General features: G+C 31.1%; 18 protein-coding genes. All 18 read left to right on the top strand.

All coding sequences use genetic code 11. The annotated features are described in order from the left end of the window. Positions 1-1176, top strand: coding sequence for a glycosyltransferase family 4 protein (locus tag GXM16_RS08320; RefSeq protein WP_163393932.1), 1176 nt, complete (start codon positions 1-3; stop codon positions 1174-1176). Continuing rightward, complete coding sequence (locus tag GXM16_RS08315; RefSeq protein WP_163393931.1) at positions 1173-1811, top strand: acyltransferase; 639 nt, start codon at positions 1173-1175, stop codon at positions 1809-1811. Before GXM16_RS08320 ends, GXM16_RS08315 begins: the two co-directional genes overlap by 4 nt. Next, complete coding sequence (locus tag GXM16_RS08310) at positions 1808-2701, top strand: NAD-dependent epimerase/dehydratase family protein (RefSeq protein WP_163393930.1); 894 nt, start codon at positions 1808-1810, stop codon at positions 2699-2701. Before GXM16_RS08315 ends, GXM16_RS08310 begins: the two co-directional genes overlap by 4 nt. Next, on the top strand, positions 2680-3828 hold the full coding sequence (locus GXM16_RS08305; RefSeq protein WP_163393929.1) for a glycosyltransferase: 1149 nt from the start codon (positions 2680-2682) through the stop codon (positions 3826-3828). The genes GXM16_RS08310 and GXM16_RS08305 overlap by 22 nt, the downstream gene beginning before the upstream one ends. Further along, positions 3829-4719, top strand: coding sequence for a glycosyltransferase family 2 protein (locus GXM16_RS08300; protein ID WP_163393928.1), 891 nt, complete (start codon positions 3829-3831; stop codon positions 4717-4719). It abuts the gene before it with no gap. Positions 4720-4722: 3 nt separating this feature from the next. After that, on the top strand, positions 4723-5466 hold the full coding sequence (locus tag GXM16_RS08295) for a glycosyltransferase family 2 protein (protein WP_262892351.1): 744 nt from the start codon (positions 4723-4725) through the stop codon (positions 5464-5466). Between the two features lie 33 nt (positions 5467-5499). Next, positions 5500-6591: a glycosyltransferase family 2 protein gene (locus GXM16_RS08290; protein WP_163393926.1), complete on the top strand. Its 1092-nt coding sequence runs from the start codon at positions 5500-5502 to the stop codon at positions 6589-6591. Between the two features lie 14 nt (positions 6592-6605). After that, positions 6606-7697, top strand: coding sequence for a glycosyltransferase family 4 protein (locus tag GXM16_RS08285; RefSeq protein ID WP_163393925.1), 1092 nt, complete (start codon positions 6606-6608; stop codon positions 7695-7697). Positions 7698-7776: 79 nt separating this feature from the next. Continuing rightward, positions 7777-8829 carry an N-acetylneuraminate synthase family protein gene (locus tag GXM16_RS08280; RefSeq protein WP_229684280.1) on the top strand — a complete coding sequence of 351 codons (1053 nt, stop codon included), beginning with the start codon at positions 7777-7779 and terminating at the stop codon, positions 8827-8829. Then, positions 8819-9979, top strand: coding sequence for a UDP-N-acetylglucosamine 2-epimerase (neuC, locus tag GXM16_RS08275; RefSeq protein WP_163393924.1), 1161 nt, complete (start codon positions 8819-8821; stop codon positions 9977-9979). Before GXM16_RS08280 ends, neuC begins: the two co-directional genes overlap by 11 nt. Then, complete coding sequence (locus GXM16_RS08270; protein ID WP_163393923.1) at positions 9980-10681, top strand: acylneuraminate cytidylyltransferase family protein; 702 nt, start codon at positions 9980-9982, stop codon at positions 10679-10681. Next, positions 10662-11597, top strand: a complete 936-nt coding sequence (locus GXM16_RS08265; RefSeq protein WP_163393922.1) for an NAD(P)-dependent oxidoreductase — start codon at positions 10662-10664, stop codon at positions 11595-11597. Before GXM16_RS08270 ends, GXM16_RS08265 begins: the two co-directional genes overlap by 20 nt. 85 nt (positions 11598-11682) lie before the next feature. Next, positions 11683-13095 carry a glycosyltransferase family protein gene (locus GXM16_RS08260; RefSeq protein WP_163393921.1) on the top strand — a complete coding sequence of 471 codons (1413 nt, stop codon included), beginning with the start codon at positions 11683-11685 and terminating at the stop codon, positions 13093-13095. Between the two features lie 42 nt (positions 13096-13137). Further along, entirely contained in the window at positions 13138-14571 is a 1434-nt protein-coding gene (locus GXM16_RS08255; RefSeq protein ID WP_163393920.1) for an MBOAT family O-acyltransferase, read from the top strand. Continuing rightward, positions 14571-15452, top strand: a complete 882-nt coding sequence (locus GXM16_RS08250) for a hypothetical protein (RefSeq protein WP_163393919.1) — start codon at positions 14571-14573, stop codon at positions 15450-15452. Before GXM16_RS08255 ends, GXM16_RS08250 begins: the two co-directional genes overlap by 1 nt. Beyond that, positions 15442-16611: a glycosyltransferase family 4 protein gene (locus tag GXM16_RS08245; RefSeq protein ID WP_244307517.1), complete on the top strand. Its 1170-nt coding sequence runs from the start codon at positions 15442-15444 to the stop codon at positions 16609-16611. The genes GXM16_RS08250 and GXM16_RS08245 overlap by 11 nt, the downstream gene beginning before the upstream one ends. Beyond that, a complete protein-coding gene (locus GXM16_RS08240) occupies positions 16612-18150 on the top strand; it encodes a glycosyltransferase family 2 protein (RefSeq protein WP_163393918.1) in 1539 nt (512 codons plus the stop codon). It abuts the gene before it with no gap. Beyond that, positions 18147-19151 (top strand): glycosyltransferase family 2 protein, encoded by a 1005-nt coding sequence (locus GXM16_RS08235; RefSeq protein WP_163393917.1) that lies wholly within the window; start codon positions 18147-18149, stop codon positions 19149-19151. Before GXM16_RS08240 ends, GXM16_RS08235 begins: the two co-directional genes overlap by 4 nt.

Genomic DNA, 19151 nt, shown 5'->3' with positions numbered 1-19151 from the left:
ATGAATTCTAAACCTGAATTAATTGTTATTAGTCAAAATCTAATGGGGGGCGGATCAAGTTTTCATAGAAATATGATTGCGAATAAACCTGACAATTACTTTGATATTAAATGTATTTACTTAGATCCATTACATTGGGAAGCAAAAAGACTTGAAGATATTACATTAGGAGCTAATGATGTTATTTTTGAATTTGAAAATGAACCAGAATATGATTTAGCAAAAAAATTCAATCATCATATATCAAATAAGGAAGGAGCAATTGTAGCTAATCTGCAAGAAGAATTAATTGCATTAAGTTATTTTCCTAAGTCCAAAAAAACAGTGTATTTTATCTGCCATGACAAAGGTTTTTTACACTTAGTAAAAAAATATGATTATTTAATGGACGTGATTATTGCTCATAATATTGAAATTTATGAGAATATAAAACAAATGCTGCCAACAAGATTAGATGATATTCATTTTATTCAGCACGGTGTCAAAATTCAAAATTTTTCACGAAATAAGAATGAAAACAGTAAATTAAATTTAGTTTTTCTGGCCCGACATGTAAAACTAAAAGGGATTTATGATTTGCCAAAAATAAATAAAGGGCTTTTAGATAAAAATATACATGTCAACTGGACAATTTTAGGAGACGGAGAAGAAAGGGAAAACTTTAAAAATGAAGTTGAGCATCTCGAAAATTTTCAATTTAGCATACCCAGGAATGATACGGAAGTTATTGAAATTTTAAAGATGCAAGATGTGTATATATTGCCCTCATCGCATGACGGATTACCCGTTTCTCTGCTTGAATCTATGAGTGTTGGATGCGTTCCTGTGGTATATAATTTTAGTGAAGGAATAAAAAAAGTTATTACATCAGATATTGGTTATGTGGTAGATTTAAATGATGTATGCGCAATGGTTGATAAAATCGCAACGCTTAATAACGATAGAGACCTTTTATTCGAATTAAGTAAAAATGCTTTGCAAAAGGTAGAAAAAGAATTTAATATAAAAACACAGGCAAATATATATTTTGAACTTTATAAAAATTGGAAGAAGTATAAAAAAAATAAGAAAGCCAGAAGACTTACCCTTTTTCAAATAGAAAAAAAATATCAGCGAAATAAAATTATTAATTTTGGTTTTAGAGTTTTTCGATATTTTAAAAATAAGATTAAATGATTCGTAAAATCCTCAATATCTTAAAAAAAAAGAAAAAGGTTTTGACTTCATTAGAAAGATATCAAAACTATTTCACAAAGGAAGATTCTACATTTATGAAGAATTGTACTATTCGTTTTGACGTCATTGATCAAATTGAAAATCGCCAATATATTACTATAGGAGAAAAAGGAATTATCAATGCTAATTTTATTTTTGAGTCTGCAAGAGGCGAAATAATTATAGGAAACAATGTTCATTTAGGAGGTGTGACTTTCATTAGCAGAAATAAAATAGAGATTCATAATGACGTGACAATGGCTTGGGGAATCACTATTTACGATCATAATTCGCACAGTATTTATTGGGAAGAAAGAAAAAGCGATAATCATCAATGCTATGATGATTATATAAATTGCAATGGAAATAATGTGGCAAATAAAAACTGGTCTTATGTTGCAGATGCTCCCATAGTTATAGAATCAAAAGTATGGATTGGTTTTGGTGTAACAATTTTAAAAGGAGTGACAGTAGGTGAAGGAGCAGTAATTGGAGCAAAAAGTGTGGTAACAAAAAATGTAGAACCCTGGACAGTAGTTGTGGGAAACCCGGCAGTTATAGTGAAGTATCTGCCAGAATATAACAAAAATCAATGAAAATATTAATCATAGGTTCTAAAGGATTTATTGGAAGCCATTGTGTAGATTATTTTTCTAATAAAGGATTTGAAGTCTGGGAAGCAGATGTTAATGCAAGTCAAAAGGAAAAATTTTATAAAATAGAACGTAAAAATTCTGATTTTTCTGTAGCTTTTAAAGAAAATAAATTTGATGTTTGTATTAATGCATCAGGGTCTGCTCACGTTGGTTTTTCGTTTGAGAATCCTTCTTTAGATTTTGAACTAAATGTTGTTAATGTACAAAAAATATTAGTAGCAATTAGGGATTATAATAGTAATTGTAAGTTTATTAATTTTTCCAGTGCTGCAGTTTACGGTAACCCTAAGGTTCTGCCAATTTCAGAGAGCACGGATTGCAAACCCTTATCTCCTTATGGATTTCATAAATTACAAAGCGAGCTTCTTTTAACAGAATATCATAAGTTCTTTGGTTTGAATACTTGTAGCTTACGTGTTTTTTCAGCCTACGGACCAGGATTAAAAAAACAATTATTTTGGGACTTATATCAGAAAGCAGCTCAAAATAATGCAGTTTCACTTTTTGGGACAGGTAATGAAACAAGGGATTTTATATTTATTGATGACTTATTGGAAATTATAAAACTAATTATTGACAAATCTCCATTTACGGGTTCCATTTACAATGTTGCTAGTAATACTGAAACTACAATTGCTCAAGCGGCAAATGTTTTCATTAAAGAGTTTTCTCCTCAAAAAAAACTTGTTTTTAATGGAGAAACTAAAATTGGAGATCCAAACAATTGGGTTGCAGATATTTCAAAAATTAGTGAAATGGGTTTTCAAAAAACAGTTGGAATAGAGGAAGGTATAAAAAAATATGCAAAGTGGGTAAAAGAATTAAAATAGGAATAATTTATTCTTACGATGAAAACTGGATTGGCGGTACTTATTACTATCAAAACCTGATACAATCCCTAAAATTGCTCCCACAGGAACAGCAGCCACATTTGGTCATTGTAAGTAATAATAGTGGCTCTTTTGACTCGATAAAAGAATTAGATTATCCATTCATTACGTACAAAGAACTATATAAAAAACGTCCTTTTTTTAAAAGGTTTTTTGATAAATTATTTAGTTTAATAATTCGCAAAAAAAGTGGTGCTAAAAAAATAAATTTTGGGATTGATGTATTATTTCATCCAACAGAAATTAAGATTCCTAATTCAATCAAAAAACATTTATACTGGATTCCGGATTTTCAGGAAGTGCATTTGCCTCATCTGTTTTCAAAAGAGTACATAGAGTTTAGAAAGAAAGTCCAGTCAGAAATTCTCTTTAATAATAATCATATTTTGTTTAGCAGTAAGGATGCTTATAGTGATTTTAAAAAATTATATCCATTGGCAGAATCAAATTGTCATGTAGTTAATTTTTCTGTTTTTCATCCAAATTATTCAAATATTAAAATAGAGGAACTTAAGCATAAATATCAATTAGATGATGTTCCTTATTTTTTCTCGCCTAACCAATTTTGGCAGCATAAAAATCATATTGTAGTTTTAAAAGCCATAAAAAAGTTGAAAGAAAACTATGATTTTAATTTTCAGGTTCTTTTTTCAGGAAAAGAATCTGATCATAGAAATCCGGAGTATTTTAAAGCGATAAAGGAGTTTGTGCAGGAAAACAGCCTAACTGACAATGTGAGATTTTTAGGGTTTATTGACAGAAGCGAGCAATTATGTTTCATGAAAAATGCATTAGCTGTAATTCAGCCTTCCTTATTTGAAGGATGGAGCAGTGTTGTTGAGGATGCTAAAGCGATGAACCAAAATCTTATTGTATCGTCATTAAACGTTCATAAGGAGCAATTAGAGACTCAGGCTTATTATTTTAATCCCAATGATGAAAAAGAGCTGATGGATCATATGGTTTTGTTTTTGCAAAACAAAATTGAAAAGCCAGAATTTAATTATGACAAACAGTTAGCTTTATTTGGCGAAAAATTCATGAACATTATTGCAGGAATTAATTAAATGAATTACCCAAAAATATCAATTGTAACACCAAACTTTAATGGTGGAGAGTATCTGGAGGATACTATTCTGTCTGTTTTGTCTCAGAACTATCCTAATCTGGAGTATATAATTATTGATGGTGGCAGTACAGATAATTCAATTGCTATAATTAAAAAATATGAATTTCAATTAACATATTGGGTAAGCGAACCTGATAATGGTTTATATGAAGCAGTTCAAAAAGGTTTTGATAAATCAACAGGTGAAATTATGGCCTGGATAAACTCAGACGATGTGTATCATCCAAAAGCTTTTTTTACTGTGGCAGAAATATTTACTTTAAATGGAGTAAACTGGCTTCAGGGAGTCCCTTCTACTCTGGATGAAACGGGAAGGACAATAGGGGTCAGCAAAGTAAAAAAATGGTCAAAATTTAACTACTATACCGGCAATTTCCACTGGATACAGCAAGAGTCGGTTTTTTGGCGAAGATCTTTATGGGAAATCTCAGGGGGAAAATTGGAAACCAAAATGAAATATGCAAGTGATTTAGAATTGTGGCTTCGTTTTTTTAGATTCGAAAAATTGTATGTTACAAATGCTTTATTGGCAGGTTTTCGGATAAGATCAAAAAATCAATTGTCTCTGGATCATAAAGATGACTACTTTAATGAAGCAAGCGATAAAATAAATAATGAAGTCAGCCATTTTATTTCACTTGAAGAAAAAAAAGTAGTAGCACAAATAACAAAGCACAATGTTGTAACAGCCAAATTACGATTCAAACCTTTAAGACAAATATTTGATCTTATTTTTTATATGAAAATGAGAAAAAATAAAGAAGCAATATTTGATTATCCGCCTAAAATAATCTTTGACAGAAAGAGCCAAAAATTTAAAATTGATTAAAGAATGCTAAAACTATCCATTATAACGATCAATTATAATGATATTCAGGGATTGCAAAAAACAGTAGAAAGTGTAGTTAAACAATCCTCAAAAGACTTTGAATATATTGTTATTGATGGGGGTTCAGCAGATGGAAGTGCTGAATACTTATTTTCTCAGAATGAGAACCTGAGTTATTGGGTCAGTGAGCCTGATAAAGGTATTTATAATGCAATGAATAAGGGAATATTACAGGCAAGTGGTGATTACCTTTTGTTTTTGAACAGTGGAGATGTATTAATAGATGATAAAGAAATCATAAGTAAAATTGTTCTGAATTTAAATTGTCCCGGTGTTTATTATGCACCCATATATTTGATGAAGAGTAATTTAGTTGAAAATAAGATTGAATATCCGGCAAATTTAGATGAGCGGTTCCTTTTCACAAATACCATATGCCAACAAGCTGTAATCTATCATAAATCTCTTTTTTGTGAAAGTATTTTTGATGAAAAATTAAAATATATTTCTGATTGGAAAATGCATTTTTCTTTATTTAAAAGAAAAACTAAATTCATTCATTTAAACATTCCTTTTGCAATTTATGATTTGGATGGATTAACAAGTAAAGGAGAAACAAAATATACTTCACATAAGGAAAGATTAAAAACGCAATTTTTAGATTTCTTTTTAGAGTTTTTAAAATATTATGGGACAAATAGAAAAGTACTCTTTAGATTACTCAAATTATTTATTAAAGGCACTTAACATTAATTACAAACAAACTACAAACATTTTCAATTGATAACTATTTTATATGCATATCGTAATAGAGAGTTTAGCCGTGTTAAACGTTCACTGGATTCATTAGCCAGGCAGATAAATCAAAACTTTAATGTTGTTTTTGTAGATTATGGTTCTAAAAAAGAAATCGTTTCAGAGATAAAAGAACTTGTTAAAGGTTATTCTTTTTGTAGTTATCATTATTTGTTTACAGAGTTTCAGCCATGGAACAAGAGTAAAGCTTTTAATTATGTTTTGAAAAATCTTCATTCTGCATATTGTTTTACAGCTGATGTGGATATGATTTTTCATCCTGAATTTACATCGGTTTTAGAAGAGAAATGTAATCCTGACAAAGCAACTTATTTTCAGGTTGGCTATATGTCTGATGACCAAAATAAAAAAGAGGGAGCTAATTACGATCATTATAAAATTAAATTTTTAAGCAGCAGGGATTCTACCGGAATGACCCTTTTTCCGGTTAAAAGGTTAAAAAGCATCCAAGGATTTGATGAGTTTTTTCATTTTTGGGGAGCAGAGGATACTGAAATACACAACAGGATAATACAAGCGGGATGTGAGCTGGAATTTTATGATCAAAAAGTATTGATGCTACATCAATGGCATAAAAATTACAGAAGCAGAGAAACTTTACATTTAAATACAGAATTGCAATTATCCCGAATTGTAGAGATAAATCATCGTCATTTAATACACAATTCTCAAAATGAAATGGGGAATGTAAATTCAGAAAGCTGGGGAGGAATAATCTCAGAATCAGAGTTTAATGAATTAGAAGGTTTTGATACTAATGTGGTTTTGATTAATAAAGCAGAAGTAGTTGAGCATTTTTTATTTGTTGAACTGCCAAGATTTCAGGATGGCATTTTATCAGTCCGTTTTGTTAAAGATGATTTTCAGACATCATTAAAATACAAGCTCAAAAAGAAAATGGGCAAAAAAACACCAAAATATTATAGTTTAAAAGAAATTAATGATAAGCTACTTTTACATATTATTTCTTTTTATCACCAATTTCCTTATACGTATAAGGTTAGTAATAACTTAAAAAGTATAAGTTTTAAAATTAAAAAACAGGATAGAATATAATTTTATAAAACGAGATGGCACAAGTAATTTTAGTATCGCAATTCCCACTTCCTTATTCTAAAACCGGAAGCTGGACAACAATTTATTATAATTATCTGAGCAATAATCATCAAATAAATTATATAATTTGCCAAAAGCCTGAGCATGTCCTGAATACTGTTAAATATCAATTTATATCAGAAAATATTGTTGCTAAAATAAAAAGAAAATTTTTTAAAAAACCCTATTTGGGATATTTAAAGGCACTTAATGAGGTCATTAAAAAGGATAACAAATACATTATTCAAATCGTTGATAATTTTGGAATAATAAATCCTTTACAAAAATTTTTGGTAGAAAAAGGTTTGAGAGAAAATTGTCAGGTTCAATTTTTTTATCATGGGTTTCCACCCTACTTAGAAAATTTTCGAGGCAGATGGTTTTTCGAAAGTATTGATGAAATGATTTTACTCACGCATGACAGTTATAAAGTCCATAAGGATACCTACACTACATTGCCTTGTAAATTTTCAGTATTGCATAACGGAATTAACACTAATCAATTCCATAAAATTTCCTCTGCAGAAAAAATAATCCTGAAAAAACAATTTGATTTAAAAGACAAAAAGGTTTTTATTTGGTGTTCTAAAGATCTTCCTAAAAAAGGATTAAATTTTATACTGGAAGTTTGGAAAAAGATACATGTACAAAACAAAAACACAGCTTTGCTAGTCGTTGGAGCTACACGAAATTATCAGATAGAGGGCGTTCAATTTTTAGGGAAAATTCCAAACAATGAACTTCCCAAATATTATCAAATGGCAGACTGTTACTTGTTTCCAACGCTTTGCCATGAAGGTTTTGGTATGAGTTTAATAGAAGCCCTTCATTCAGGTTGTTATTGTATTGCTTCGGCAATTGGAGGCGTTCCGGAGGTTTTACAATATGGAAAATTGGGCAGATTAATACAAAATCCGCATTTTCAGGAAGAATGGGAACATGCCGTTTTAGATTTTCTGAATCAGGAGGAAATGGAAGAGGTTATAATTCCGGATAATTTGTATTCAGCCCAAAGTTGGAATTCAGGCATGGATAAAATTATTGAAAATGCTAAAAACAGGTTTTAGGAAATGAACTTCCAATACAAAAAGGATTTAATTTGTTTGAAAAAACTTTTCGATTTCTTAAGTAATAACAACACATTTTATGAATTTATCAAATATAGAAATTTCAGAAATGGAACAACAAAATAATTCAGCGTTTGTAATTGCCGAAATTGGTCAGGCTCATGAGGGAAGTTTAGGAATGGTTCATTCTTATATCGATGCTTTGTCGACATCAGGAGTTGATGCAATTAAATTTCAAATGCATATTGCAGAAGCTGAAAGCAGTTTAAATGAACCGTTTCGGATAAAGTTTTCTTATGAAGATGCAACCCGATTTGATTACTGGAAACGTATGAGTTTTACTTTGGAGCAGTGGAAAGAAATTAAAAATCACTGTGATATTGTCGGATTGGAATTTATCTGCTCACCTTTTAGTAACTTGGCTGTTGACTGGCTGGAAGAAATTGGGGTTCAAAGGTACAAGATAGGTTCAGGTGAAATTACTAATTTTTTACTTTTAGAAAAAATAGCCCAAACGAAAAAGCCGGTAATTTTATCTTCAGGAATGAGCAGCTTTGCAGAATTGGATATGACGGTTGAGTTTTTAAAAAACAGAAATGTTTCATTTTCAATCCTGCAATGTACGACTGCATATCCAACGCAGCCTGAACAGTATGGATTGAATGTTATAACTGAATTGCAAAACCGTTATCAGGTTACTGTTGGTTATTCGGATCACTCAGCTAAAATTGCCACTGCTATCGCCGCTACAGCTCTTGGCGCCGCTATTTTAGAATTTCATGTGGTTTTTGACAGAAGGCAATTTGGGCCTGATTCTAATTCATCGCTGACTATTGATGAGACCAGGCAATTAGTTGAAAGTGTACGAAGTATAAGTAAGGCCATTCAGCATCCAATCGATAAAAATGATATATCAGCTTTTGAAAATCTGAAAAATATTTTTGAGAAATCATTAGCAGTAAACAAAAAACTACCCGCGGGGCATATTTTAACTTTTGATGATTTAGAAGCTAAAAAGCCAAAAGGGTATGGAATACCTGCTGTAGATTTTGAGAAAGTAATAGGTAAAAAAATAAAGCTCGAAAAAGAACAATGGGATTTTTTAAATGTAGCAGATTTATATGAATATTAAACGAAAAATAGCAGTTGTGATTACTGCAAGGCCATCTTATAGCAGGGTAAAAACAGTATTAACAGCCATAAATAAACATTCGGGGTTAGAATTGCAATTGATAGTGGCAGCATCTGCTTTATTGGATCGTTACGGTTCAGCAGTTAACTATATTGAAAAAGATGGTTTTGCTATTGCTGCGAAGGTATTCAATGTCCTTGAAGGAGAAAATCTGACTGCAGCGGCAAAAACTACAGGAATAGGTATTTTAGAGCTATCTACTGTTTTTGATAATTTAAAACCGGATATTGTCGTAACGGTTGCAGACCGCTTTGAAACAATGGCAACTGCTATTGCGGCTTCTTACATGAACATTCCTTTGGCGCACATCCAGGGAGGAGAAGTGACCGGAAATATTGACGAAAAAGTACGTCATGCTATTACAAAGCTGGCTGACTATCATTTTGTAGCTTCGGAAAATGCTAAAGAAAGAGTAATAAAATTAGGAGAAGATCCAACAATGGTTTTTAATACAGGTTGTCCTTCCATAGATTTGGCAGAGGAGGTGATTAACAGTAAAGAACTTCCATTTGATCCCTATGAAAAATATGGCGGGGTAGGAGCAAAACCTGATTTGACTCAGGGTTATCTGGTTGTGATGCAGCACCCGGTTACTACTGAATATAAGGATTCCAGAAAGCATATAGAAGCCACATTAGAAGCTGTTTACAAATTAGAGAAACCAACTCTTTGGTTTTGGCCCAATGTAGATGCCGGAGCAGATGGAACTTCAACAGGAATCCGTGCTTTCAGAGAGCAGCATCAACTGCCAAATGTTCATTTTTTCAAGAATATGGAAGGGAAAGACTTTCTGCAATTATTAAAACATAGTGATTGCCTGATAGGAAATTCCAGTGTTGGAATACGAGAATGTGCTTTTTTAGGAGTTCCTGTTATTAATATTGGCTCACGTCAAAATAGAAGGGACCGTGGGAATAATGTTGTGGATGTTTCATATGATCAAAAAGAAATCGTTACAGCTATTCAGCACTGTATTACAAATGGAAAATTTAATCCGTCAAATGTTTATGGGGGAGGTGATGCCGGACAGAAAATAGCAAATTTATTAGCGGAACTTCAATTGAAGTTTCATAAAACAATATCCTATTAAATGAAAATTTTAGCCCTAATACCTGCGAGGGGAGGTTCAAAAGGCGTTCCCGGGAAAAACATCAAATTGTTAGGTGGAAAACCGCTGCTTTTACACGCTTATGAATGTGCTGATAATTCTAAATATGAGATAGATATAGTTGTTTCTACAGACAGCAATGAAATAAAAAGTATTTGTATTGAAAACAATATTAAAGTAATTGACAGACCAGCTGAATTTGCAGAAGATTCAAGCCCGGTTACAAGTGCTATCCATCACGTTCTGGAAAATTTACCTGTTAAGTATGACTTAATCGTATTGTTACAGCCAACCTCTCCTTTTAGAAAAAGCGGGCAACTGGATGAGATTATCGATTGTTTTGAAAATGATAACTCGTTAGAAGGTGTCATTAGTGTTGTATCTGTTGATGATGCACACCCTGCAAGAATGTATAGTCTGGATTCTGATTACATGATGAACCCTTTTTTGAATTGTAAAGGCGAAACCGTCAGAAGGCAGGATTTAGATCCTGTTTATCTGAGAAATGGTTGTTTTTATGTGGTAAAAACAGAATCATTTTTAACTCAAAATTCGGTAATGCCTTTGCGAAAAAAAGCCTATTTAATGGATTCTAAATATCATGTGAATATCGATACTCCTAAAGATTTTATGCTTGCCGGTCTAATTTATGAAGAATGGAAAAATGAAAATAGCAATAACTGAATCAGAAAATTTCACTCAAATCGGTCTTGAAAAACTGAAAACAATTGGTGAAGTTCAGCAATATGATTTTAAGAGTATTGAAGAGCTCATTCATGTGTGTGAAAAAGTTGAGGTTCTTTTTGTCCGTTTGCGTTTTAAATTTACCAGAGAGATTCTGGCACTGCTCCCTAATTTAAAGTTTATTCTTTCAGCCACTACCGGAACAGATCATATAGAAGAAGATTTTTTTGTAAAACGTGGAGGACAAATAATTTGTTTAAAGGGAGAAACTGAATTTTTAGAAGAGATACCATCGACAGCAGAACATACGTGGGCATTGCTTTTATCACTATACAAAAAGATTCCATTTTCATTTGATGATGTAAAGCAGGGTAACTGGAATAGAGATGCATTTAAAGGAAATAATCTTAAAAATAAAAAAATTGCAATTCTTGGGATAGGAAGAGTTGGTAAACAAGTTGCCAAAATTGCCACTTGTTTTAATATGCAGGTTGGTTATTATGACATCAAAGAAATCGACCTGCCATATCTTAAATTTAATACCCCTTCGGCTTTGTTTGAATGGGCAGATATTATTACAATTCATATTCCGCAGAATAATGCTAATCAAAATTTTGTAAATAAATACTTATTATCGTGCATTCAGAATACAGCAGTACTGATCAATACATCAAGAGGAGGAATTTGGGATGAATCTGCACTTTGTGAAATGATAATAAAGAAAGAAATTAAAGGTGTTGCAACAGATGTTTTAAAAAACGAATTAGACTATAAAATTCAGGAAAACAGATTAGTTACTTTATCTAAAAAAGGTTTTCCAATAATTATTACACCTCATATTGCAGGTGCAACAATTGAATCAATGGAAATGACTGAAGATTTTATTGTAGAGAAATTTATAAAGGAATTGGATTAAATAGTAAGCGTTTTCTATTTTAGAATTGAATTAGGTGTATAATAAATTATCGATAATGTTAATTTAAAAATGATTGTAAAAATAAATGAAAGAACAGGCAACAAATTTTAAAATATTCATCTTATTACCGGACGGAATCGGGCTTCGGAATTTTGCTTTTTCTAATTTTCATAAAATAGGTCTGGAGAAAAATTTTGACATAACTTATTGGAATAATACACCGTTTGATTTAGAGACATTGGGTTTTAATGAAATTAAAATCAAAAGAGCAAAATTAAATCCTTTAACGGACAGTTGTAAAAATGCCCGTAAACATATTGAACTTAATTTAAGTATAAAAAAAGAAAACGATCCTGTGTATAACGCATATCGGTTCCCATTTTCATATAATAAATTTAAAACATCCTTAAAAAATTTATTTTCAAGATTTTTAATTACGTTTTATTCCTCAGATAAAGGATTAGAGAAAGTTCGAAAAAAAATTGTAAAATTAGAAAGCAGTACCTCTTATTTTAATGAGTGTCTGGAAACCCTCAAAAATCAAAAACCAGATTTTGTGTTTTGCACCAATCAGCGTCCGGTTTTAGCAATCGCTCCCTTATTAGCAGCAAAAAAATTAAATATACCAACAGCAACATTCATCTTTTCGTGGGATAATTTGCCAAAAGCAACTATGGTGGTTGAAACTGATTTTTATTTTGTGTGGAGCGAACATATGAAAAAAGAATTACTTCATTATTATCCCTACATAAGCGAAAAACAAATAATTATAACAGGTACGCCGCAATTTGAAAATCATTTTGACAGTAATCTGCGTGTGTCAAAAGAACAGTTTTACAAAGAACATCAACTCGATGTAAATAAAAAATACATTTGCTATTCAGGTGACGATATAACAACTTGTCCGGATGACCCCCAATATCTTAGTGATGTAGCAGAAGCTGTTAGAAAGTTGAATGCAAAAGGACATTCCCTGGGAATACTTTTGAGGCGCTGCCCGGTGGATTTTTCGAAACGTTTTGATTCAGTATTAGGCAAATACCAGGATATTATAACACCAATTACGCCTTTATGGGAAAAGATTGGTGAAGGTTGGAATACTATTTTACCAACCAAAGCAGATATGATTTTACAGACCAATACAATACAGCATACCGAAATGGTTATAAATTTAGGTTCCTCGATGGTCTTTGATTATGCTGCTTATAAAAAGCCATGCGCTTTTATTAATTATGATGTAAAGCTTAAAGTGAATAAAAACTGGTCCGTTTCAAAAATATATAAATACATTCACTTTCGTTCAATGCCGAATAAAAATGCTGTGATTTGGTTAGATTCTGCAAGTGAAATTGCTGATAAGATTGAATATGGTTTGCAAGAGCCACAACATAGTATCGAAGATGCGCAGGCATGGTTCGAAAAAATTAACAGACATCCTCCAGAAGAAACTTCAGGACGAATTTGGGATGGAATTATGACTATAATTTCTAGCAAATAGTCTTTCTTTGCATTTCAAATAGAAAAAATTTCCAATTAATTTATGTTTTTTAACTCCATAGCATTTGCTGTTTTTTTACCAATAGTTTTTTTCTTGTATTGGTTTGTTTTTAATAAAACCAAAAGCACCCAAAATGCATTATTAATTATTGCCAGTTATTATTTTTATTCCTGTTGGGACTGGAGATTTCTTTTTTTATTAGTGTTTTCTACTTTCCTGGATTATTACACAGGAATTCAAATTGAAAAAGGGAAAACAGAAAATAGCCGGAAATTTTGGTTTTGGTTAAGTATTTTAGTGAATTTGGGCTTCTTAGGGATATTCAAATACTATAATTTTTTTGCGGCTTCATTTTCAGATTTATTAAATACTGCAGGTTTAAAATCGAGTCCAATTTTATTAAATGTAATTCTGCCGGTTGGAATTTCATTTTACACTTTTCATGGGCTGTCGTACGTAATTGATATCTATTATAAGCGAATTAAAGCCGAATATAATTTTGTAGATTATTCATTGTTTGTAAGCTACTTTCCGCTTCTGGTAGCTGGACCAATCGAAAGAGCTACTCATTTATTGCCTCAGGTAAAAATAAAGCGGGAATTTAATTTTGAAAAAGCCAAAGAAGGTGTTTTTCAAATTATTTGGGGATTAGTTAAAAAAGTAGTGATTGCGGATACCTGCGCTACTTATGCTAATGCCATTTTTGATCATTATAGTTCTATGAACTCATTATCCCTTATTTTAGGAGCGGTTTATTTTGCATTTCAAATTTATGGCGATTTCTCAGGATATTCAGATATTGCATTAGGCACCTCAAAATTATTTGGTTTAGATTTATTGAGAAACTTCAATTATCCTTATTTTTCAAGAGATATTGCAGAGTTTTGGCGTCGCTGGCATATTTCACTTTCATCGTGGTTTAGGGATTATTTGTATATCCCGTTAGGAGGAAGCAAAGGAGGGATTTGGATGAAAATCAGAAACACTTTTATCATTTTTGTAGTAAGCGGGTTTTGGCATGGAGCAAACTGGACATATATAGCCTGGGGGTTTATAAACGCTGTTTATTTTCTGCCTTTGCTTTTACGTAATAGTAATCGAAATAATATAGATGCAATACAGCTTTCTTGGAATTTTAAGTCCGTTAAGACCATTACTAGTATTCTTATGACATTTTTGATTACGTGTGTCGCCTGGGTGTTTTTTAGGGCTAAAACTATAAACGATGCTATTTTGTATTTAAAGCACATTGTCACCAATAAAAATTTCAGTTTTCAATATTTAAACAATGAACGTTATAATTACGAATTGCTTCTTATGATTGGATTATTTGTTTTAGTCGAATGGAATAACAGAGCTAAAATTGAGCCTTTTTCGGGTAAAAACAGTATGATGAAAGTGGCTTTCGCTATTATGGCTATTATAGCTTTTGGGACTTTCTCTGATTATAAAGAATTTATATATTTTCAGTTTTAATGAAACGCTTTTTAATTTATACAGCTAAAATTTTTATTGTAATTCTGTTAATTGCTATTGCTCTCGATGGATTATACACTTGCATTTTTTTGCAATCCAAAAACAGAGGAAAAATTGAGACTGTTTTTAATTCAAAACAGCAAAATTATGATGTTGTAATTTTAGGTTCGTCTCGCGCTAATAATCATTTTGTTTCAAAAATGTTTGAAGATAAAGGTTTAAAGACATTTAATTACGGAATGAGTGGAGGTCATTTGTTTGAAGCATCTTTGTTGCTGAAATTAATGATCGAAAGAAAATATAGCATTAAAAATGTAATTTTAGAGGCTGATTTGAATCTTTCAAGTGATCATCAGGCCGAAGGAATAGCAGCATTATTTCTGCCATATATTCATAATTCTCAAACTATAAAAAAACATTTTCAAACGCAGGAAAATTTTAATGAATTGTATTATGTGCCTTTTTACAGATATATAAAATTTGATGCAAAAATTGGTTTTAGAGAAACTTTTTTTACAGCTATACATAAAAAAACAAATACTTTAGATAATTTAGGATATCATCCGTTAGTAAAACACAAAAATGGTAATATGAAAAATAATATTATCAATCTAAACCCTTTACCAAAAAATAAATATTACGAAGAGATTAAAAATATCTGTAGAGCTAATAATATCAATTTTATTGCTGTGATGACACCAATGTGTGAAAATGTAAAAGGAATGAATTATTTTGACAAAGTAAAAAAAGCATATCCTGAAATTTATAATTATGAAAATGTAGTTGTCGAGAATAAATATTTTTCTTCTTGTGGGCACATGAATGACGATGGATCTAAAATTTTTACTGCTAAGATATTAAAAGATTTTTTTGACAAATAGAATGAGGATAGCTTTTTTAACTCCGGAATATCCGCACTCTAAAACAGGAAACTCCGGAGGAATTGGAACAAGTATTAAAAATTTAGCAATTGGACTTTTAGCTAAAGGAGTTTCTGTACACATATTAGTGTATGGTCAAAAACAAGACGATACATTTAATGATAACGGAATTCTAGTTCAGCAAATAAAAAATATAAAATTTAAAGGGTTATCCTGGTTTTTAACAAGGAAGAAAATAGAAAGAACAATTGATAAACTACATTCTGAAAAAAATATTGATCTGGTTGAAGCTCCTGACTGGACAGGAATAACTTCATTTATAAAACCAAAATCATGCCCACTACTCATCAGATTACACGGTTCAGATACCTATTTTTGTTATTTGGATAATCGCAAGGTAAAATGGATTAATAAATTTCATGAAAAAAGGGCACTGGAAAATGCAGATGGATTATTGTCAGTAAGCCAATTTACAGCTGATACAACAAATTTGGTTTTTGGTTTGGATAAGAAATTTACCGTTATTCCAAATCCTATTGATGCTAACTTATTTCAGGCTAATAATGAAAATGATCAAAAACAGAAAACTATATTGTATTTTGGAAGTCTAATTAGAAAAAAAGGGCTTTTAGAGTTGCCATTGATTTTTAATAAAGTAATAGAAAATAATCCGGATGCAAGATTGATTTTAATTGGCAGGGATGTTCCGGACATTATTTCAGGAAATGATTCAACCTGGAAAATGATGCAGCAATTGTTTTCAGATCAGGCAATGCAAAATGTATCCTATTTTGGTAGTGTTCCGTACACTGAGATAAAAGAAAAAATTCAGCAGTCTGCAATTTGTGTTTTCCCGTCATTTGCAGAGGCTTTTCCTGTTTCATGGTTGGAAGCAATGGCAATGAAAAAACCAATCGTAGCTTCTAATGTGGGTTGGGCCAAAGAAATGATTGATCATGGAACTAATGGTTTTTTAGCAGATCCAAAAAAGCATGCAGATTTTGCACAAGCAATTAATGATTTTCTTGAAGATGAAATATTACGTATCAAATTGGGCCAGGCTGCAAGAAATAAAGTAGAAAAATGTTTCGATATGCACGTGGTTGCTAATCAAAATATAACGTTTTATAAAAATATAATTCGCCAAAAACAAAAATAAATGATCGTTCTCTATCATCAAAATAATAAAGTTGTTTCTGTTAGTAAAGCCGGTCAAAATTTAAATTTTTCAGATAAAAATCCTGTAAAAGTTTTATTTGAAATTGCTAACGCTTTTCCAAATGAGTTAGTCATCTGGTGTAGTTTTAATCTCAAATCAAATGTAAACTTTGATGAATTTGATTCAATTTTTCATCATCAAAAAATGATGGTTTCTTATAATCCCTTTGAGAATTCATTTTTGCCAGATGCTATTGGTTATATAGAAGAGTCTGTTTTTATAAATCTTAATAAAAAAGTTACCTATCCTACCTGGCAGATGAGTAGTTTTGTTGGAGGTATCCAAGGCTCTGTATTACTAGCTTTGAAGGAGAATGTAAACGTTTCAGATAGTCTGGATTATTTTTTACTTTCTTTGGCAAAACTCGCAATGCCTCATGGCCTTTTGTGTTATTCTGATCCCAAATTATTAAAGGGCGTTACTAATCAAACTAAAATTCATAAAAAAAGCTATTTTATTTTATTTCGTTTTGTAAAACAGCATTATAAAATGCGTTGGATATTTTTGTTGTTTCTTAATTTTCTCTTGTATGAAAAGAAAATTACTTTGCTGCCTTTAATTTATTCATTGTTTTATTCCAAAAGAAAGTTAAAAGACAATTTGTTAAAAAAAGTTGATGTTCAATCAATAAAAGAAGTAGCCGAATTAGTAAGTATAGATGTCATCATACCTACTATTGGAAGAAAGGAGTATTTATACCATGTTCTAAAAGACTTGTCGCAGCAGACTTACCTTCCTAAAAATGTTATTATTGTTGAGCAGAATCCAAATCTTAATAGTATTTCAGAATTAGATTATCTTAAAAATGAAATTTGGGACTTTGAGATAAAACACATTTTTACGCATCAGGCAGGTGCATGTAATGCACGGAATTTAGCTTTGTTTGAAGTAAAAAGTGAATGGGTTTTTATGGCAGATGATGATATTAGATTTGAAAATCATTTTCTGGAAAAAGCTTTGAATCAAATAAAATTAAATGGAATAAAAGCTGCCACTTTTAATTGTTTTCAAAAAAATGAAAAAATAGTTTTCAAAAATGTATTTCAATGGCCTACTTTTGGTTCCGGTTGCAGCATTGTTCAGCATCAGGCTTTAAAAAATATAAAGTTTAATATGAAATTCGAGTTTGGTTTTGGCGAAGATGCAGATTTTGGTATGCAGCTTCGTAATCAGGGAAATGATATTATTTATTTTTCAGAACCAGGAGTTTTACATTTAAAAGCCCCAATAGGTGGTTTTAGGTCTAAACCTGTTTTGCCCTGGCAAGGCGATAAAATTCCACCTAAGCCTTCACCAACAATTATGTTATATAAGCAATTGCATTTGTCTAAACAACAGTTAAGAGGATATAAGACTATTTTGTTTTTTAAGTATTACAAAATTCAGAGCATTAAAAATCTGGTGAAATATTTTTTTAATTTTAAAAAACAATGGAAACAAAGTGAATATTGGGCTAACGAATTGAATAATAAAAAATGAAATTTTCACTCATAGTTTGCACTTACATGCGGCCTGAACCTCTACTGAAATTATTAAAATCGGTTCAGGGACAAAATTTATATCCTAATGAAATTTTAATTATAGATGGATCAACTAACAATAAAACAGAAACTATTTTAAAAGAAAATTCATTTCAATATTTAAAATACGAATTGGTTTCAGATGAAAATAGAGGACTTACCAAGCAACGTAATTTTGGTATTTCTAAAGTAGCAAAAGATATTGATATTGTTTGTTTCTTAGATGATGACACGGTTTTAGAACCGGACTATTTTCAAAATTTATTGAATACTTATAAAGTATATCCGGAAGCTTTGGGTGCGGGCGGATATATTATAAATAACAATGCAAACTGGGAAAGACATGTCGATAAAGATGTTATAAATTATAAGTATTTTTACTTTGACATGTGGAAAAGAAAATATTCGCAAAGATTTATTTTAAGAAAAAAAATAGGTTTATTAGACGATAGTCCCCCAGGAATTGTTCCGGATTTCGGACACGGGAAAGCAATGAGTTATTTTCCGCCTACAAACAAAATTTATAAGACAGAGTTTTTTTTGGGAGGCGTTTCGTCCTTCAGAAAATGTATTTTAGAAACTATTAAATTCTCAGAATACTTTGAAGGATATGGCCTTTATGAAGATGCCGATTTTACCATTAGGGTCTCTAAAGTAGGAAATTTGTATGTTAACACGTCAGCCAGATTATTTCACTTTCATGATGATGACGGGAGGCCTAACCAATTTCAATATGGAAAAATGGTTTTGCGCAACGGATGGTATGTTTGGAGAGTAAGTTTTCCTAAACCAAGATTAAAAGCAAGAATAAAATGGAATTTAACCGCACTATTTCTTACAGTTGTCCGAGCTACCAATATCTTGAATAGTAAAAAAAAGAAGGAAGCATTAACAGAAACCGCAGGGAGGATTTATGGTTGGTTTTCTATTTTGTTTAATCCGCCAAAAGAAAAACATTAG

It is taken from the genome of Flavobacterium limi (assembly GCF_010645075.1).
Classification (GTDB): domain Bacteria; phylum Bacteroidota; class Bacteroidia; order Flavobacteriales; family Flavobacteriaceae; genus Flavobacterium; species Flavobacterium limi.
This window is presented reverse-complemented; position numbering and strand designations above follow the sequence as displayed.